We start from the raw sequence: 16,093 nt of genomic DNA on the forward strand, positions 1-16,093 counted from the left end.
TTTACCCACCCCACCCATGACCACCACGATCGGCATCAAGGTCGATGACCTTCTGCGCGAGCGCATCCGCGGCGCCGCCCAACGCATGAACCGCACCCCCCACTGGCTGATCAAGCAGGCCGTGGTGCAATACTTGGACGCGCTGGAGCGCGGCGCCACCACCATCCGCCTCTTCGGCGCCGACGAGGGTGTACCGGAGGATGGCGCGGAAATGGTACAACCCGCCGCCCAGGAGGTGCAACCCTTCCTCGCCTTCGCCCAGTCCATCCTGCCCCAGACCGAGTTGCGCGCCGCCATCACCGCCGCCTGGCACCGGCCCGAGACCGAATGCCTGCCGGCCCTGCTGCCGCTGGCGCGCACGCAGGACGAGGAACAGGCGGCCAAGGTGCGCGAACTCGCCACCCGCCTGGTGCAGGGCCTGCGCGATGCGCCCGTGACCAGCGGCGTGGCCGCCCTGGTGCAGGAGTTCTCGCTCTCCAGCCAGGAAGGCGTGGCGCTGATGTGCCTGGCCGAGGCGCTCCTGCGCATACCCGACAAGGCCACGCGCGACGCGCTCATCCGCGACAAGATCAGCAAGGGCGACTGGCGCGCCCACGTGGGCCGCTCGCCGTCCCTGTTCGTCAACGCGGCGGCCTGGGGCCTGGTGCTCACGGGCAAGCTGACCTCCACCAGCAGCGAAAAGAGCCTGTCGGCCGCCCTGACCCGCGTGATCGGCAAGGGCGGCGAGCCGCTGATCCGCCAAGGCGTGCACCGCGCGATGAAGCTCATGGGCGAGCAGTTCGTCACCGGCCAGCACATCGCCGAGGCGCTGGCCAACAGCCGCGCCTATGAGAAGCAGGGCTTTCGCTACAGCTACGACATGCTGGGCGAGGCCGCCGCGACGGACGCCGACGCGCAGCGCTACCTGCGCGACTACGAGCAGGCCATCCACGCGATCGGCGCGGCGTCCGCCGGGCGCGGCATCTTCGAGGGCCCGGGCATCTCCATCAAGCTCTCGGCCCTGCACCCGCGCTATTCGCGCGCGCAGTACGAGCGCGTGATGCAGGAGCTGCTGCCGCGCGTGCTGCACCTGGCGGAGCTGGCCAAGCAGTACGACATCGGCATGAACATCGACGCCGAGGAGGCCGACCGCCTGGAGCTGTCGCTGGACCTGATGGAGGCCCTGTGCGCCGCGCCCAGCCTGAAGGGCTGGAGCGGCATCGGCTTCGTGGTGCAGGCCTACCAGAAGCGCTGCCCCTATGTCATCGAATACCTGATCGACCTGGCGCGGCGCAGCCGCCGCCGCCTGATGGTGCGCCTGGTCAAGGGTGCTTACTGGGACAGCGAGATCAAGCGCGCCCAGATCGACGGCCTGGCGGGCTACCCCGTCTACACGCGCAAGGTCTACACCGACGTGAGCTACCTGGCCTGCGCCAGGAAGCTGCTGGAAGCGCCCGACGCCGTCTACCCCCAGTTCGCCACGCACAACGCGCAGACGCTGGCCAGCATCTACCAGCTCGCGCAGAGCGTGGGCGGCAGCTACTACAGCGGGCAGTACGAGTTCCAGTGCCTGCACGGCATGGGCGAGCCGCTGTACGCGCAGGTCACCGGCCCCGCCGCCGAGGGCAAGCTGGCGCGCCCCTGCCGCATCTACGCCCCGGTGGGCAGCCACGAGACGCTGCTCGCCTACCTGGTGCGCCGCCTGCTGGAGAACGGCGCCAACACCTCGTTCGTGAACCGCATCGGCGATGCCGGCGTGCCCGTGGCCGATCTGGTGGCCGACCCGGTCGGGGAAGTGCTGGAGATCGCGCGCACCGAAGGCCGCCTGGGCGCGCCGCACCCGCGCATCCCGCTGCCGGCCGAGCTGTTCGGCGGCCCGGGCGGGCAGGCCCGCGCCAATTCGCGCGGCCTGAACCTGGCGCACGAGCAGCAGCTGGCCTCGCTGGCTGCGGCGCTGCTGCACAGCACGCGCCAGGCCTGGCTGGCCGCGCCGCCCGACGTTCCCCTGCCCGCCGACCCGGCCGCCACGCCCGGCTGGCAGGCCCTGCCCAACCCGGCCGAGCTGGCCGACACCGTGGGCTGGGTGCACGAGGCCACCGAGGCCCAGGTGCAGGCCGCGACCGGGCGCGCCGCGCAGGCCGCGCCCATCTGGGCCGGCACGCCCCCGGCCGCGCGCGCCGATGTGCTAGCGCGCGCCGCCGACCTGCTGGAGCAGCGCAGCCAGCCGCTCATGGGCCTGATCATGCGCGAGGCCGGCAAGACCCTGCCCAACGCCATCGCCGAGATCCGCGAGGCCGTGGACTTTCTGCGCTACTACGGCGCCCAGGTGGCGGCGCAGTTCGACAACGCCAGGGAGCGCCCGCTGGGCGTGGTCCTGGCCATCAGCCCGTGGAATTTCCCGCTCGCCATCTTCACCGGCCAGGTGGCCGCGGCCCTGGCCGCGGGCAACGCGGTGCTGGCCAAGCCAGCCGAGCAGACGCCGCTCACCGCCGCCGCCATGGTCGCCATCCTGCACGAGGCGGGCGTGCCGCAGGGCGCGCTGCAGCTCATGCCGGGCCGGGGCGAGACCGTGGGCGCGGCCCTGGTGGCGCACCCGCAGGTGGCGGGCGTGATGTTCACCGGCTCGACCGAGGTGGCGCGCCTCATCGCGCGCCAGCTGGCCCGGCGCCTGTCGCCGAGCGGCCATCCCATCCCGCTGATCGCCGAGACCGGCGGGCAGAACGCAATGATCGTGGACTCCTCGGCCCTGGCCGAGCAGGTGGTGGCCGACGTGCTGGCCTCGGCCTTCGACTCGGCCGGCCAGCGCTGCTCGGCGCTGCGCCTGCTGTGCCTGCAGGAGGAGGTGGCCGACCGCACCCTGACCATGCTGCGCGACGCGCTGCAGGAGTGGCAGCTCGGCAATCCCGACCGCCTGAGCACCGACGTGGGCCCGGTGATCGACGCCGATGCGCGCGCGCAGATCGAGGCGCACATCGAGCGCATGCAGGCCGCGGGCCAGAAGGTCACGCGCGTGGAGCGCCGGGACGGCAGCCTGAACGGCCATTTCGTCGCCCCCACGATCATCGAAATCGATAGCACGTCGCGCTTGACCCGTGAGGTTTTCGGCCCCGTCCTGCATGTAATCCGCTACGCCAGGGAGCAGCTCGACGCCCTGGTGGACGACATCAACGCCACCGGCTACGGCCTGACCTTCGGCGTGCACAGCCGCATCGACGAGACCATCGCCCACCTGAGCGGGCGCATCGCGGCCGGCAACATCTACGTGAACCGCAACGTCATCGGCGCGGTGGTGGGCGTGCAGCCCTTCGGCGGCATGGACCTGTCGGGCACCGGCCCCAAGGCCGGCGGCCCACTGTACCTGCACCGCCTGGTGCAGGGCGAGCCCAACGCGGCCCTGCAGGCCCTGCCGCGCGCCGATGCCGGGCAACCCCAGCCAGCCCTGGAGCTGCTGGCCCGGCTGCAGCAGGCGGTGCTGCCCGGCGTCGGGCAGGACCAGGCCCGCATGGCCTGCGATGCGGCGCTGGCCGCCTCGCGCCTGGGCGCGGGCCAGCTGCTGCCCGGCCCCACGGGGGAATCCAACCGTTATCGCCTGCTGCCGCGCGGCCCAGTGTGGGCGCTGCCACGCACGCCGCTGGGCCTGGTGCATCAGGTGGCGGCCAGCCTTGCCAGCGGCAACCCCTGCCACGTAGTGCTGCCACAGGACGACGACGGCTGCGCGGCGCTGTGGCAGGCGCTGCGCGCCGCGGCCGGCGACACCGGCGCGGCCTGGCTGCACGGCGCCGACGCCGCCGCCCTCGGCGACGGCACCGCCGCCATGTCGGCCCTGCTGTTCGAGGGCGACGGCGACGCGCTCCTGCAGGTGGGCGCCCAGGTGGCGGCGCGCGAAGGCGCCATCGTGCGCGTGGAAAGCCGCAGCAGCGACGAGCTGCAGGCCGGCCGCGGCTACGACCTGGCCGCGCTGTGCCACGAGCAGTCCATCAGCACCAACACGGCGGCGGCCGGCGGCAATGCCCAGCTAATGACCATGGCCTGAGCCTGGACGGACGGCCACGGCTTCCCTCCACCGGGAGGAAGGCCGCGGCGCGGGCGGACGGCCCCGGCCAACGACGAGACGGAGCTGCGCCCCGGCACCCTCCTTCACGCCTCCCCGACCGGGAGGATTTCATACAAAAAGAGCATCCAGCGCTTTCCTGGCAAGCGCTTCAAGCTATCAGAAAGATAGAGAGAGACCCCTCATGCAATTTTCCTGGAACGACCCCACGGCGATCATGTTCGCCATCTATCTGGTGGCCATGCTGGGCATTGGCGCGCTGGGCTACCTGGGCACCAAGAACCTGTCGGACTACATCCTGGGCGGGCGCAGCCTGGGCAGCTTCGTCACGGCGCTGTCGGCGGGCGCCTCGGACATGAGCGGCTGGCTGCTCATGGGCCTGCCCGGCGCGATCTTCGTCTCGGGCCTGTCCGAATCGTGGATCGCCATCGGCCTGGTCGCCGGCGCCTACCTCAACTGGCGCCTAGTGGCCGCGCGGCTGCGCCTGTACACCGAGCGCGCGGGCAACGCCCTCACGCTGCCCGACTACCTGGCCAACCGCTTCGAGGACAAAAGCAACCTGCTGCGCATCGTCACCGCGCTGGTGATCCTGGTGTTCTTCACGCTGTACTGCGCCTCGGGCGTGGTGGCGGGCGCGCGCCTGTTCGAGAACATGTTCGGCATGCCCTACGCCACCGCGCTGTGGGTGGGCGCGGCCTGCACCATCGCCTACGTGCTGATCGGCGGCTTCCTGGCCGTGAGCTGGACCGACACCATCCAGGCCTCGCTGATGATCACGGCCCTGATCCTCGCCCCCATCATGGCCTGGCTGGCCGTGCAAGGCCAGCTGCAGCCGGGCCAGGACTGGCACGCCATCGTCGCGCCCGAGAAGTTCGACATGCTGCGCGGCGCCAGCCTCGTGGGCATCGTCTCGCTGCTGGCCTGGGGCCTGGGCTACTTCGGCCAGCCGCACATCCTCGTGCGCTTCATGGCCGCCTCGTCGGTGCAGACCATTCCCAACGCCCGGCGCATCAGCATGACCTGGATGGTCCTGTGCCTGGCGGGCGCCGTGGCCGTGGGCTTCGTCGGCATCCCCTTCTTCACCGCCGGCCAGGCCGGCGCCGACGCCGTGCACGCCAACGGCGAGACGGTGTTCATGGAGATCGCCAAGCAGCTCTTCAACCCCTGGATCGCCGGCGCCCTGCTGGCCGCCATCCTGGCCGCCGTGATGAGCACGCTGTCGTGCCAGCTGCTGGTGTGCTCCAGCGCGCTGACCGAGGACATCTACCGCGCCTTCCTGCGCAAGAACGCGAGCGAGCAGGAGCTGGTCTGGATCGGCCGCGCCATGGTGCTGCTGATCGCCGTGATCGCCATCGCCATCGCCAGCAACCCCGAGTCCAAGGTGCTCGGCATGGTCAGCTACGCCTGGGCAGGCTTCGGCGCCGCCTTCGGGCCAGTGATCATCCTGTCGCTGTTCTGGGAGCGCATGACGCGCGGCGGCGCGCTCGCCGGCATCGTCGTGGGAGCCGTCACCGTGCTCGTGTGGAAGCAAGGGGGCTGGCTCGGCCTGTACGAGATCGTACCCGGCTTCATCTTGGGCTGGCTGGCCGTGGTCGTGACGAGCCTACTCGGCACCCCGCCGTCGCATAGCATGCGCAAGGCCCATGCCGCGGTGCAGCAGGAGTTCGCGCGCATAGGCGCGCGCTGACCAGCGCCGGGCATTTTCTTGCACGAGGCACGATTGCTTTTCACCAGATAAGATCACCGGCTTTCGCAACCGATGTGATCTCCATGAAGAAAAGCCCCGCGGACATGACCGCCAAGCCCAACGTCCAAGTGCTGGAACGCATGTTCCAGCTGATCGACGTGCTGGCAGCAAAGGAGGAGTCCGTTTCGCTCAAGGAGATCAGCGAGAAGACGGGACTGCACCCTTCCACCGCGCACCGCATCCTCAACGACCTGACGATAGGGCGCTTCGTCGACCGGCCCGAATCGGGCAGCTACCGCCTAGGCATGCGCCTGCTGGAGCTGGGCAACCTAGTCAAGGCGCGCCTGTCCGTGCGCGACGCTGCCATGGCGCCCATGCGCCAGCTGCACAAGCTGATCCAGCAGCCCGTCAACCTGAGCGTGCGCCAGGGCGACGAAATCGTCTACATCGAGCGCGCTTACAGCGAGCGCTCGGGCATGCAGGTGGTGCGCGCCATCGGCGGGCATGCGCCGCTGCACCTGACCTCCACCGGCAAGCTGTTCCTGGCTGCGGACGACCCCCAGCGCGTGCGCGCCTACGCCACGCGCACCGGACTGCCGGGCCACACGCGCAACAGCATCACCCAGCTGCTCCTGCTCGAACGCGAGCTCAGCAAGGCACGGCAATACGGCGTGGCGCGCGACAACGAAGAACTGGAGCTGGGCGTGCGCTGCATGGCGGCGGGCGTGTACGACGACCAGGGGCAGCTGGTCGCCGGCCTGTCGATCTCTGCGCCCGCCGACCGCCTGGACGAAGGCTGGCTGCCCAAGCTGCAGGCGACGGCCCGGGAGATTTCGCTGGCCATGGGCTATACGACGGGCATGCGCACGGCGCTCAACGGCCCGGAAAAGTCGTAACGGCCGCCCCACGCTGGCGGCGCGGTGCTCCGCCGCGTCAGCTGCTGGGCGACGTCACGCCCAGATGCAGACTGGCGCTGCTGCCGGGGTGGCCCTTCTCCACCCAGGAGCGCACCCGCTCCGCGTCGCCCAGGCGGCTGAATTTGCCGGCCGAGTCGAGGAACACCATGATCAGCTTGCGGCCGGCAACCTGCGCCTGCATCACCAGGCAGCGCCCGGCCTCGGAGATGTAGCCGGTCTTCTGCAGGCCGATGTCCCACGAGGGGCTCTTCACGAGGCGGTTGGTGTTGTTGTACTGCAGCACACGCTGGCCCACGGCGACCTCATGGCTGGGCGACGTGGACAGCTCGCGCAGCAGCGGGTCGCCATGCGCCACGTTGACCAGCGTGGCCAAGTCGTGTGCGCTGGACTGGTTCTTGCTGGAAAGGCCCGTGGGCTCGACGTAGCGCGTCTCCGTCATGCCCAGCAGCCTGGCCTTGGCGTTCATGCGCTGCACGAACACCGCCAGCCCGCCGGGATAGGTGCGCCCGAGGGCATGGGCCGCCCGGTTCTCGCTGGACATCAGGGCCAGGTGCAGCAGCTCCCCGCGCGACAGGGTGGTGCCCACCGTCAGGCGCGAGCCGCTGCCCTTCTCGGTGTCCACGTCGTCCTGGGTGATGGTGATGGGCTCGTCCATGGGCAGGCGCGCCTCGGAAATCAGCAGGCCCGTCATGAGCTTGGTCAGCGAAGCGATCGGCAGCACCGCATGGTCGTTCTTGCTGAGCAGAACCTCCTTGGTGTCCTGGTCGATCACCAGGGCCACGCTGGATTTCAGATCGAGCGGATCGCTGACCTCGTGCAGGCCCGCCAGCTGGCCGAACGACAGCCGCGCCGGCTCCGCCACCATGCGTACCGGCGCCCTGGCGCTGCGCGCGGACACGCGCGTGGCCTTGGCCGAAACCGTCTTGTGCCGGACCTTGACGGCCGCCTGCCTGGGCGCCGCGCGTTTGGCGGCGACGGTGGTGGAATGTTTCTTGGCGACCGCGTGCTTGCGCTCTGCCGCATGGGCGCCGGGAGAGGCCAGCGCGACCCCTACGGCCAGGAGAGCCAGAGCATGGGAAAGACGGGAGGCGATGCGGAATCGGGCGTGCATCATATGCTCCAAACTGCAAAAACTGTGTGCCAGTGTACAGAATTGAAAAAAGCCGCGCAAGATCAATATCTTGCGCGACTCTTTTAAAAAGCTGCCTGAATTATAGGCGCGGCATTCAGCCTTGTGCAGCCACTCGTTCCGCTTTACTTTGTAACTTGTTCAGGGCACTCAGGTAGGCCTTGGCCGACGCGACCACGATGTCCGGGTCGGCCCCCACGCCGTTGACCACGCGGCCGGCGTTCTGCAGGCGCACCGTCACCTCGCCCTGGCTCTCGGTGGAGCCGCTGATGGCGTTGACGGAGTACAGCACCATCTCGGCGCCGCTTTGCACATGCGCCTCGATCGCCTTGAGCGATGCATCGACGGGGCCGTTGCCTTCGGAGGAACTGCGCACCTCCTTGCCATTCATGGTGAAGACGATGCTGGCCTGCGGGCGCTCGCCGGTCTCGCTGTGCTGGGCAAGCGAGACGAAGCCGAACTGCTCCTTGTCGCCGTGCATGCTCTCGTCGCTGACCAGGGCCAGGATGTCCTCGTCGAAGATCTCGCTCTTGCGATCGGCCAGTTCCTTGAACCTGGCGAAGGCTGCATTGATCTCGCCCTCGCTCTCCAGCTCCACGCCCAGTTCCTGCAGGCGCTGCTTGAAGGCGTTGCGGCCCGAGAGCTTGCCGAGCACGATCTTGTTGGTGCTCCAGCCCACGTCCTCGGCGCGCATGATCTCGTAGGTGTCGCGCGCCTTGAGCACGCCGTCCTGGTGGATGCCGGAGGCATGCGCGAAGGCGTTCGCCCCGACCACGGCCTTATTGGGCTGCACGACGAAGCCCGTGGTCTGGCTGACCATGCGGCTCGCGGCCAGCAGGTGCTTGGCGTCTATGCCCACCTCCAGGCCGAAGTAGTCGCGCCGCGTCTTGACGGCCATCACCACCTCTTCGAGCGAACAGTTGCCCGCGCGCTCGCCCAGGCCGTTGATGGTGCATTCCACCTGGCGCGCGCCGCCAATCTTCACGCCCGCCAGCGAATTGGCCACGGCCATGCCCAGGTCGTTGTGGCAGTGCACGCTCCAGACCGCCTTGTCGCTGTTGGGCACGCGCTCGCGCAGGTTCTTGATGAAACTACCGTACAGCTCGGGTATGGCGTAGCCCACGGTGTCGGGAATGTTGATGGTGGTGGCGCCCTCCTCGATGGCCGCCTCGACCACGCGGCACAGGAAGTCCGGGTCGCTGCGGTAGCCGTCCTCGGCGCTGAACTCGATATCTTCCGCGAGGTTGCGCGCGAAGCGCGTGGACAGGCGCGACTGCTCCAGCACCTGCTCGGGCGTCATGCGCAGCTTCTTCTCCATGTGCAGCGGGCTGGTGGCGATGAAGAGGTGGATGCGGGCGCGGCCCGCGTCCTTGAGCGCCTCCGCGGCACGCGTGATGTCGCGATCGTTGGTGCGCGCCAGCGAGCAGACCGTGGAGTCCTTGATGGCGCGGGCAATCGCCTGCACGCACTCGAAGTCGCCGTTGGAGCTGGCGGCAAAGCCGGCCTCGATCACGTCCACCTTCAGACGTTCGAGCTGGCGCGCGATGCGCAGCTTCTCGTCGCGCGTCATGGAGGCGCCCGGCGACTGCTCGCCGTCGCGCAAGGTGGTGTCGAAGATGATGAGTTTGTCTGTGCTCATGGGGTGCCTCTGTCGTGTGAGCGAAAAGCAGGACTTTACGCGACGGCAGCCTGCACCTGCGGCACGCGCTCCAGGCCCGAGAGGATGGCGCGGATGGACGCGGAGACGATGTTGGCGTCCATGCCCACGCCGTACACCGTGTGCTGCCCGTCGATGCGCATCTCCACATAGGCCACAGCCTTGGCGCCGGCGCCCTCGCCGATGGCGTGCTCGCTGTAGTCGAGCACGCGCACGTCACGATCGAACGCCGAGGACACGGCCTGCACGAAGGCATCGATGGGCCCCGTCCCCTCGCCTTCGATCTCCAGCGGCTCGCCCTGCCACTGCAGGCTGGCGCGCAGCGAGAAGCCGCCGTCCTGCTCCTGCATGCGGTAGGCCGGTGCAGCCACCGACTTGAAGCGATACTCCTGCTGGAACAGGTTCCAGAGGTCCTCCGCCGTCAGCTCCTTGCCGCTGGCGTCCATCTCGCGCTGCACGGCCTGGCTGAACTCGATCTGCAGGCGGCGTGGCAACTGCAAGCCGTATTCGCTCTCCAGCAGGTAGGAGATGCCGCCCTTGCCGGACTGGCTGTTGACGCGGATGACGGCCTCGTAGCTGCGGCCCAGGTCCTTGGGGTCGATTGGCAGATAGGGCATGTCCCAGATGTCGCCCTCCCGGCGCTCGGCAAAGGCCTTCTTGATCGCATCCTGGTGCGAGCCCGAGAACGAGGTGTAGACGAGGTCGCCCACATAGGGATGGCGCGGGTGCACGGGCAACTGGTTGCAATACTCCACCGTGCTGCGGATGCCGTCGATGTCCGAGAAGTCCAGCCCCGGCGACACGCCCTGGGTGTACATGTTGAGCGCCACGTTCACCACGTCGAGGTTGCCGGTGCGCTCGCCGTTGCCGAACAGGCAGCCTTCGAGGCGGTCGGCGCCGGCCATCAAGGCCAGCTCGGCGGATGCGGTGCCCGTGCCGCGGTCATTGTGCGGGTGCACGGACAGAACGATGCTGTCCCGGCGCTGCACGTGGCGATGCGTCCACTCCACCATGTCGGCGAAGATGTTGGGCGTGGAATGCTCCACCGTGGTGGGCAGGTTGATGATGCATTTCTTCTGCGGCGTGGGCTGCCACACGTCGGTCACGGCATCGATCACGCGCTTGGAGAATTCCAGCTCGGTGTCCGAATACATCTCGGGCGAGTACTCGAAGGTCCAGTCCGTCGCGCGCTGCTTCGCCGCCAGTTCCTTGAACAGCCGCGCGTGGCTGACGGCCAGATCGACGATTTCGTCCTTGCTCATGCCCAGCACCACGCGGCGCATCACGGGCGCGGTGGCGTTGTAGAGGTGCACGATGGCGCGCGGCGCGCCCACCAGCGCCTCGAAGGTGCGGTGGATCAACGGCTCGCGCGCTTGGGTCAATACCTGGATGGTCACGTCGTCGGGGATACGGTCTTCCTCGATGAGCTTGCGCACGAAGTCGAACTCGATCTGCGACGCGGAGGGGAAGCCGACCTCGATCTCCTTGAAGCCGATCTTCACCAGTTGCTCGAACATGCGCATCTTGCGCGCTATGTCCATGGGCTCGATCAAGGCCTGGTTGCCGTCGCGCAGGTCGACGCTGCACCAGATGGGGGCCTTGGTGATCACCGCATCGGGCCAGGTGCGATCCGTGAGGCGCACGGGAGCGGCGGGGCGGTACTTGGCGGCGGGGTTGTGCAACATCGGGGCTCTCTCTTTCAGATGGAACAAGGAAACGAATCCGGCCTGTGCTCCAGCGACCCCGAGAAAAAACAAAAACGGCCCGTCGCTGGTGCTCACGGGCCGTGGAAGTAGGTGTGTGTACGCGCGCGCTACTGTGCCTGCCCGTTGGACAAGTTGAGTAGTAGTGCTAGCGACAGGAAATGCATGGAGTGCACTCTAGCACAAAAACTAAGCGCTGCCAGCCCTTCCGTCCATCAGCCGCTCTTCGAGAAAGGTACGGAACCCCTGCGCCGCCGGTGACGGCGCCCTGCCGCGGCGCGTGAAGATCCAGAAGCTGCGCTCCACCACCGGGTCGCCCACCGGCCGCATGACCAGCCCGAACTGCTCGACGAGCGAGCGCGCATAGGGCATGCACAGCGTGATGCCCAGGCCCGCGCGCGCCAGCGCCAGCGCCGTGGTCATGAAGGTCACCTGCATGAAGGCCTCCTTGTGCAGGCCGCGCGCGGCCTCGCCCACGTCGCTCACCAGCAGGTCCGTGAACTGACCCTGCAGGGTGATCAGCGACTGCCCGGAAAGGTCGTGCCACTGCAGCGTGCGCCGGCGCGCCAGCACATGGCCCGGCGGCATCACGGCCATAAAGGGCATGCAGAAGAGCCGGTCGGCCGCGATGTCCGAATTGGTCTCGCGCTCCGGGCCTATGCCTATGTCCACCTCGCCGGAAAACACCCGCGCCATCACGCTCTCGACCGCGCAATCGACCAAGCGCAGGTGCACGCCCGGGTGCTGCGCACGAAACCCGGCCATCAGCTCGGGCAGCAGCGTGCAGGCGAGCAGCTGCGGCACAGCCACGCGCACGCTGCCGCGCTGCAGCGCCTTGAGGTTGCCTACCTCGCTGACCACGCCATCCAGGTCGTGCAGGATCTTCTCGATCTGCGGATAGAGCTCGCGCGCCGTGTCGGACAGGCGCAGGCGGCGCGTGCTGCGGTCGAAGAGGCGCAGGCCCAGGGACGCCTCCAGCTCCTTGATCAGGCCGCTCAAGGCCGACTGGGTGATGAAAAGCCGCTCGGCCGCCAGCGTGAAGCTGCCGGTCTCGGCCACCGCCACGAAGGCACTCAACTGGCGCAGCGTCACATTCATCAGATGATCTTATAAGTGCATCACTAAATACCGTTTGAATGATAAATCCATGGGGACTTTAATACACCTCATTCTTCAAGCCGATGCAATCCCTCCAACGGCTTGTTTTTTCAACCTACCAAGGAGACAACCATGGCCTTCCTCAATGGCGTCCACCACGTCGCTTACCGCTGCAAGAACGCTAAAGCAACCGTCGAGTGGTACCAAAAGTACCTGGACGCGAATTTCATCCTCGCCATCGCCGAAAACCAGGTGCCCTCGACCAAGGAGCCCGACCCCTACATGCACATCTTTATCGACATCGGCGGCGGCAACATCCTGGCCTTCTTCGAACTGCCCACCAAGCCCGAGATGATCGCGCCCTCGGATGCCAACACCCCGTCCTGGACACAGCACTTGGCGCTCAAGGTCGATTCCATCGAAACGATGATGAAGGTCAAGGCCAGGATGGAAGCCGACGGCATCCAGGTCATAGGCCCCACCAATCACACGATCTTCCAGTCCATCTACTTCCGCGATCCCTCAGGCCACCGGCTGGAGCTGGCCGTGAACACCGCCACGCCGCAAATGGACAAGGCACTCGACGACGTGAAGTGGGACATGCTCAACGAGTGGGACCGCACCAAGAAGGCCCCCACCCACGCGCGCTGGATGCACGATGGCTCGGGCCGCATCGGATCGGACTGACTCTTTCCCACAGAGATCGGAAAACGCCATGACAGCCCATTCCCTCAACCCGTCGCAAGCACCGCAGATCAACGTGACCGAGTTGATCGACCGCAATCACATTGGCGTTCGCCAGTGGATGATTCTCATCCTGTGCGGTGCCTGCATGGTGATGGACGGATTTGACGTGCAGGCCATTGGCTATGTGGCGCCAGCCATTCTTCAGGAATGGAATATCGAGAAATCCGCCATGGGCCCGGTGTTTGGCGCTGGCCTGTCTGGCCTGCTGGTGGGCTCATTGGTGCTGAGCGTGCTGTCCGACAAGATCGGGCGCCGCCCGGTGCTGATCGCGTCGACATTCTTCTTTGCCGTGTGCATGCTGGTGACCCCGCTGGCGGACAACGTAGAGCACCTGGTGGTTCTGCGCTTCGTCACCGGCCTCGGCCTGGGCGCCATCATGCCCAACACGATGGCCCTGTGCGGCGAGTTCAGCCCGCAACGCCGCCGCGTGTTCGTGATGATGTTGATCTCGTGCGGCTTCACCGTCGGCGCGATGCTCGGGGGCATGGTCGCTGCTGCGCTTATTCCCTCCTTCGGTTGGAAATCGGTGTTCTATGCAGGCGGCGCGATTCCGCTGATCATCGCCATCACAATGATGTTCTGGCTTCCTGAATCCGTACAGTTCCAGGCACTGCATGGTGTTCCCGCCGGACGCATCCTGCCCGTGGTGCGCCGATTGTTGCCGCAAGAGCACATCCCCGCAAACGCCGAAATCGCACGCCCTGCAGCAAAACCCAAGGGTGCACCCATGGTCAGGTTGTTTGCGGAAGGCCGCACCACCGGCACCCTCACCATCTGGTGCATCAGCTTCCTCAACATGATCGGCCTGTACTTCCTATCGCAATGGCTACCCACATTGGCCAAAGGAGCAGGGTTGACGATCCAGACCGCGGTGCTGCTGGGAACAATGCTGCAGCTTGGTGGAACGATCGGCACCATCCTGATGGGAGCGCTCATCGACAAATATGGCTTCAAACCCGTGCTGCTGGGTTGCTTCATACTGGCTTTCATTTCCGTGGCTTCCATTGGCCACGCATCGAATGAACTGGTCGTGCTGTTTACCAGCGTGTTCGTGGCAGGTTTCATGGTGATCGGCGGCCAGCCGGCGATCAATGCGCTCGCCGCCAGCTATTACCCCACTGCCCTGCGCACCACGGGTGTCGGCTGGAGCCTCGGCGTCGGACGCATCGGCTCGGTTTTGGGACCTGTGGTCGGTGGCCAGCTCATCGCGCTGAGTTGGTCGCAAGCCAACCTATTCCATGTGGTGGCAATACCGTCGCTGTTGATTCTGGGCCTGCTGCTCTTTGGCGTCCAGGTGACTCGCAAGCCCCTGTCGGCAGCCGAAGCCCCTGCTGCTCACTGACATTTCAAAACTTCCTTTCCATCAACGGATTGCCGGGGCTGAACCTCCATCGTCCCCGCACCAAAGAGAACGAACATGAAACTCGCCACCCTGCAACAAGGCGGCCGCGACGGCACGCTAGTCGTCGTCAGCCGCGACCTCGCACACTGCCGCGCCGTGCCCGCCATCGCCCGCACCCTGCTCGCCGCGCTGGACGACTGGGCCACGGTCGAACCCCAACTGCGCCAGGTCTACGAGGCCCTGAACAGCGGCGCCATCAAGGGCGATCCCTTCGACCAGGCCGCCTGCCACTCGCCGCTGCCCCGCACTTGGCAGTGGGCCGATGGCTCGGCCTACATCAACCACGTGGAGCTGGTGCGCCGCGCGCGCAATGCCGAGGTGCCCGAGAGCTTCTACACCGACCCGCTCATGTACCAGGGCGGCAGCGACGGCTTCATCCCCCCTTATGGCAAGATCGTGGCCCAGGATGCCTGGGGCATCGACTTCGAGGCCGAGGTCGCCGTGGTCACCGGCGACGTGCCCATGGGCGCCACGCCCGAGGAGGCCGCGAAGGCCATCCGCCTAGTGATGCTGGTGAACGACGTGTCGCTGCGCAACCTGATCCCGTCCGAGCTGGCCAAGGGTTTCGGCTTCTTCCAGAGCAAACCCGCCAGCGCCTTCAGCCCCGTGGCCGTCACGCCCGACGAGCTGGGCGACGCCTGGCGGGACGCGAAGGTGCACCTGCCGCTTGTAGTGCACCTGAACGGCCAGCTGTTCGGCAAGCCCGATGCGGGCGTGGACATGACCTTCGATTTCGGCCGGCTCATCGCCCACGTGGCCAAGACGCGCACCCTGTGCGCGGGCTCGATCATCGGATCGGGCACGGTGTCGAACAAGCAGGGCAGCCTGTGGGGCTCGTCGATCGCCAACGGCGGCGTGGGCTACTGCTGCCTGGCCGAGGTGCGCACCTACGAGGCCATCGAACAGGGCAAGCCCGCCACGCCCTTCATGAAGCACGGCGACACGGTGCGCATAGAGATGTTCGACGGCCAGGGCCGCAGCGTCTTCGGCGCGATCGAAAACCAGGTGGATACGCGCAGCGCCGCCTGATCCTGCCCCCATGCTCAAGCTTTACTCCTACTTCCGCAGCTCCGCGGCCTACCGCGTGCGCATCGCCCTGGCGCTCAAAAGCCTGGCCTACGACACCATCCCCGTGCATCTGCTCAGGGATGGCGGCCAGCACAACGGCAGCGCCTACCGCGGCGCCAACCCGCAGGGGCTGGTGCCCGCCCTGCAGATGGCCGAAAGGGGGCCGGTGCTGGCGCAGTCGCTGGCCATCATGGAGTACCTCGACGAGGTGCACCCCGCGCCCGCCCTGCTGCCCGCCGACGCTCTGGGCCGCGCGCGCGTGCGCGGCCTGGCGCACATGGTGGCCTGCGAGATCCACCCGCTCAACAACCTGCGCGTGCTGAACTACCTGACGCAGGAGCTGGGCGTGTCCGGCGCGCAGAAGGACGCCTGGTACGCCCACTGGGTGGCGCTGGGGCTGCGGGCCGTGGAAGACGTTCTCGCGCGCAGCGGCGACACAGGGCGCTTCTGCCATGGCGACACCCCCGGCCTGGCCGACTGCTGCCTGGTGCCCCAGGTGTTCAACGCGCGGCGCTTCAACTGCGCGCTGGACGCCTACCCCACCATCGCGCGCATCGTCGATGCCTGCGAGCAATTGCCCGCGTTCCGACAGGCCGCGCCGGACATGCAGCCGGATGCGGAGCACGCCCTCGCCCGTTGACCACGGCGCCCGCGC

General features: G+C 67.5%; 11 protein-coding genes. 7 read left to right on the forward strand and 4 right to left on the reverse strand.

Annotation, left to right across the window (positions count from 1 at the left end):
* The first annotated feature begins 16 nt into the window (after positions 1–16).
* The 3 genes from putA to ALIDE2_RS15470 all read left to right on the forward strand — a co-directional run bounded on the left by putA (position 17) and on the right by ALIDE2_RS15470 (position 6,613).
* Positions 17–4,012, forward strand: coding sequence for a trifunctional transcriptional regulator/proline dehydrogenase/L-glutamate gamma-semialdehyde dehydrogenase (putA, locus tag ALIDE2_RS15460; protein WP_013722538.1), 3,996 nt, complete (start codon positions 17–19; stop codon positions 4,010–4,012).
* A gap of 202 nt (positions 4,013–4,214) precedes the next feature.
* The gene (gene putP, locus ALIDE2_RS15465; RefSeq protein ID WP_013518631.1) at positions 4,215–5,717 is read left to right on the forward strand and encodes a sodium/proline symporter PutP; all 1,503 of its coding nucleotides are present in this window, start codon (positions 4,215–4,217) and stop codon (positions 5,715–5,717) included.
* An 83-nt stretch (positions 5,718–5,800) separates the two neighbouring features.
* Positions 5,801–6,613 carry an IclR family transcriptional regulator gene (locus ALIDE2_RS15470; RefSeq protein WP_013722539.1) on the forward strand — a complete coding sequence of 271 codons (813 nt, stop codon included), beginning with the start codon at positions 5,801–5,803 and terminating at the stop codon, positions 6,611–6,613.
* A gap of 37 nt (positions 6,614–6,650) precedes the next feature.
* Here ALIDE2_RS15470 and ALIDE2_RS15475 read toward each other — a convergent pair whose 3' ends face one another.
* From ALIDE2_RS15475 to ALIDE2_RS15490, 4 genes are all read right to left on the reverse strand, one after another.
* A complete protein-coding gene (locus ALIDE2_RS15475) occupies positions 6,651–7,745 on the reverse strand; it encodes a serine hydrolase (protein ID WP_013518629.1) in 1,095 nt (364 codons plus the stop codon).
* Positions 7,746–7,860: 115 nt separating this feature from the next.
* The gene (locus ALIDE2_RS15480) at positions 7,861–9,402 is read right to left on the reverse strand and encodes a 2-isopropylmalate synthase (RefSeq protein ID WP_013518628.1); all 1,542 of its coding nucleotides are present in this window, start codon (positions 9,400–9,402) and stop codon (positions 7,861–7,863) included.
* 35 nt (positions 9,403–9,437) lie between these two features.
* Positions 9,438–11,105, reverse strand: coding sequence for a 2-isopropylmalate synthase (gene leuA, locus ALIDE2_RS15485; protein ID WP_013722540.1), 1,668 nt, complete (start codon positions 11,103–11,105; stop codon positions 9,438–9,440).
* A 207-nt stretch (positions 11,106–11,312) separates the two neighbouring features.
* Positions 11,313–12,221 carry a LysR family transcriptional regulator gene (locus tag ALIDE2_RS15490; RefSeq protein WP_013518626.1) on the reverse strand — a complete coding sequence of 303 codons (909 nt, stop codon included), beginning with the start codon at positions 12,219–12,221 and terminating at the stop codon, positions 11,313–11,315.
* A gap of 132 nt (positions 12,222–12,353) precedes the next feature.
* Here ALIDE2_RS15490 and ALIDE2_RS15495 point away from each other — a divergent pair, with 132 nt between their 5' ends.
* From ALIDE2_RS15495 to maiA, 4 genes are all read left to right on the forward strand, one after another.
* Positions 12,354–12,908 carry a VOC family protein gene (locus ALIDE2_RS15495; protein WP_013518625.1) on the forward strand — a complete coding sequence of 185 codons (555 nt, stop codon included), beginning with the start codon at positions 12,354–12,356 and terminating at the stop codon, positions 12,906–12,908.
* 28 nt (positions 12,909–12,936) lie between these two features.
* Positions 12,937–14,310 carry an MFS transporter gene (locus ALIDE2_RS15500; protein WP_013518624.1) on the forward strand — a complete coding sequence of 458 codons (1,374 nt, stop codon included), beginning with the start codon at positions 12,937–12,939 and terminating at the stop codon, positions 14,308–14,310.
* Between the two features lie 75 nt (positions 14,311–14,385).
* Positions 14,386–15,399 carry a fumarylacetoacetate hydrolase family protein gene (locus ALIDE2_RS15505; RefSeq protein ID WP_013518623.1) on the forward strand — a complete coding sequence of 338 codons (1,014 nt, stop codon included), beginning with the start codon at positions 14,386–14,388 and terminating at the stop codon, positions 15,397–15,399.
* Positions 15,400–15,409: 10 nt separating this feature from the next.
* A complete protein-coding gene (maiA, locus tag ALIDE2_RS15510; protein WP_013518622.1) occupies positions 15,410–16,078 on the forward strand; it encodes a maleylacetoacetate isomerase in 669 nt (222 codons plus the stop codon).
* Positions 16,079–16,093: the final 15 nt, after the last annotated feature.

It is taken from the genome of Alicycliphilus denitrificans K601 (assembly GCF_000204645.1).
Taxonomy (GTDB): Bacteria; Pseudomonadota; Gammaproteobacteria; order Burkholderiales; family Burkholderiaceae_C; genus Alicycliphilus; species Alicycliphilus denitrificans.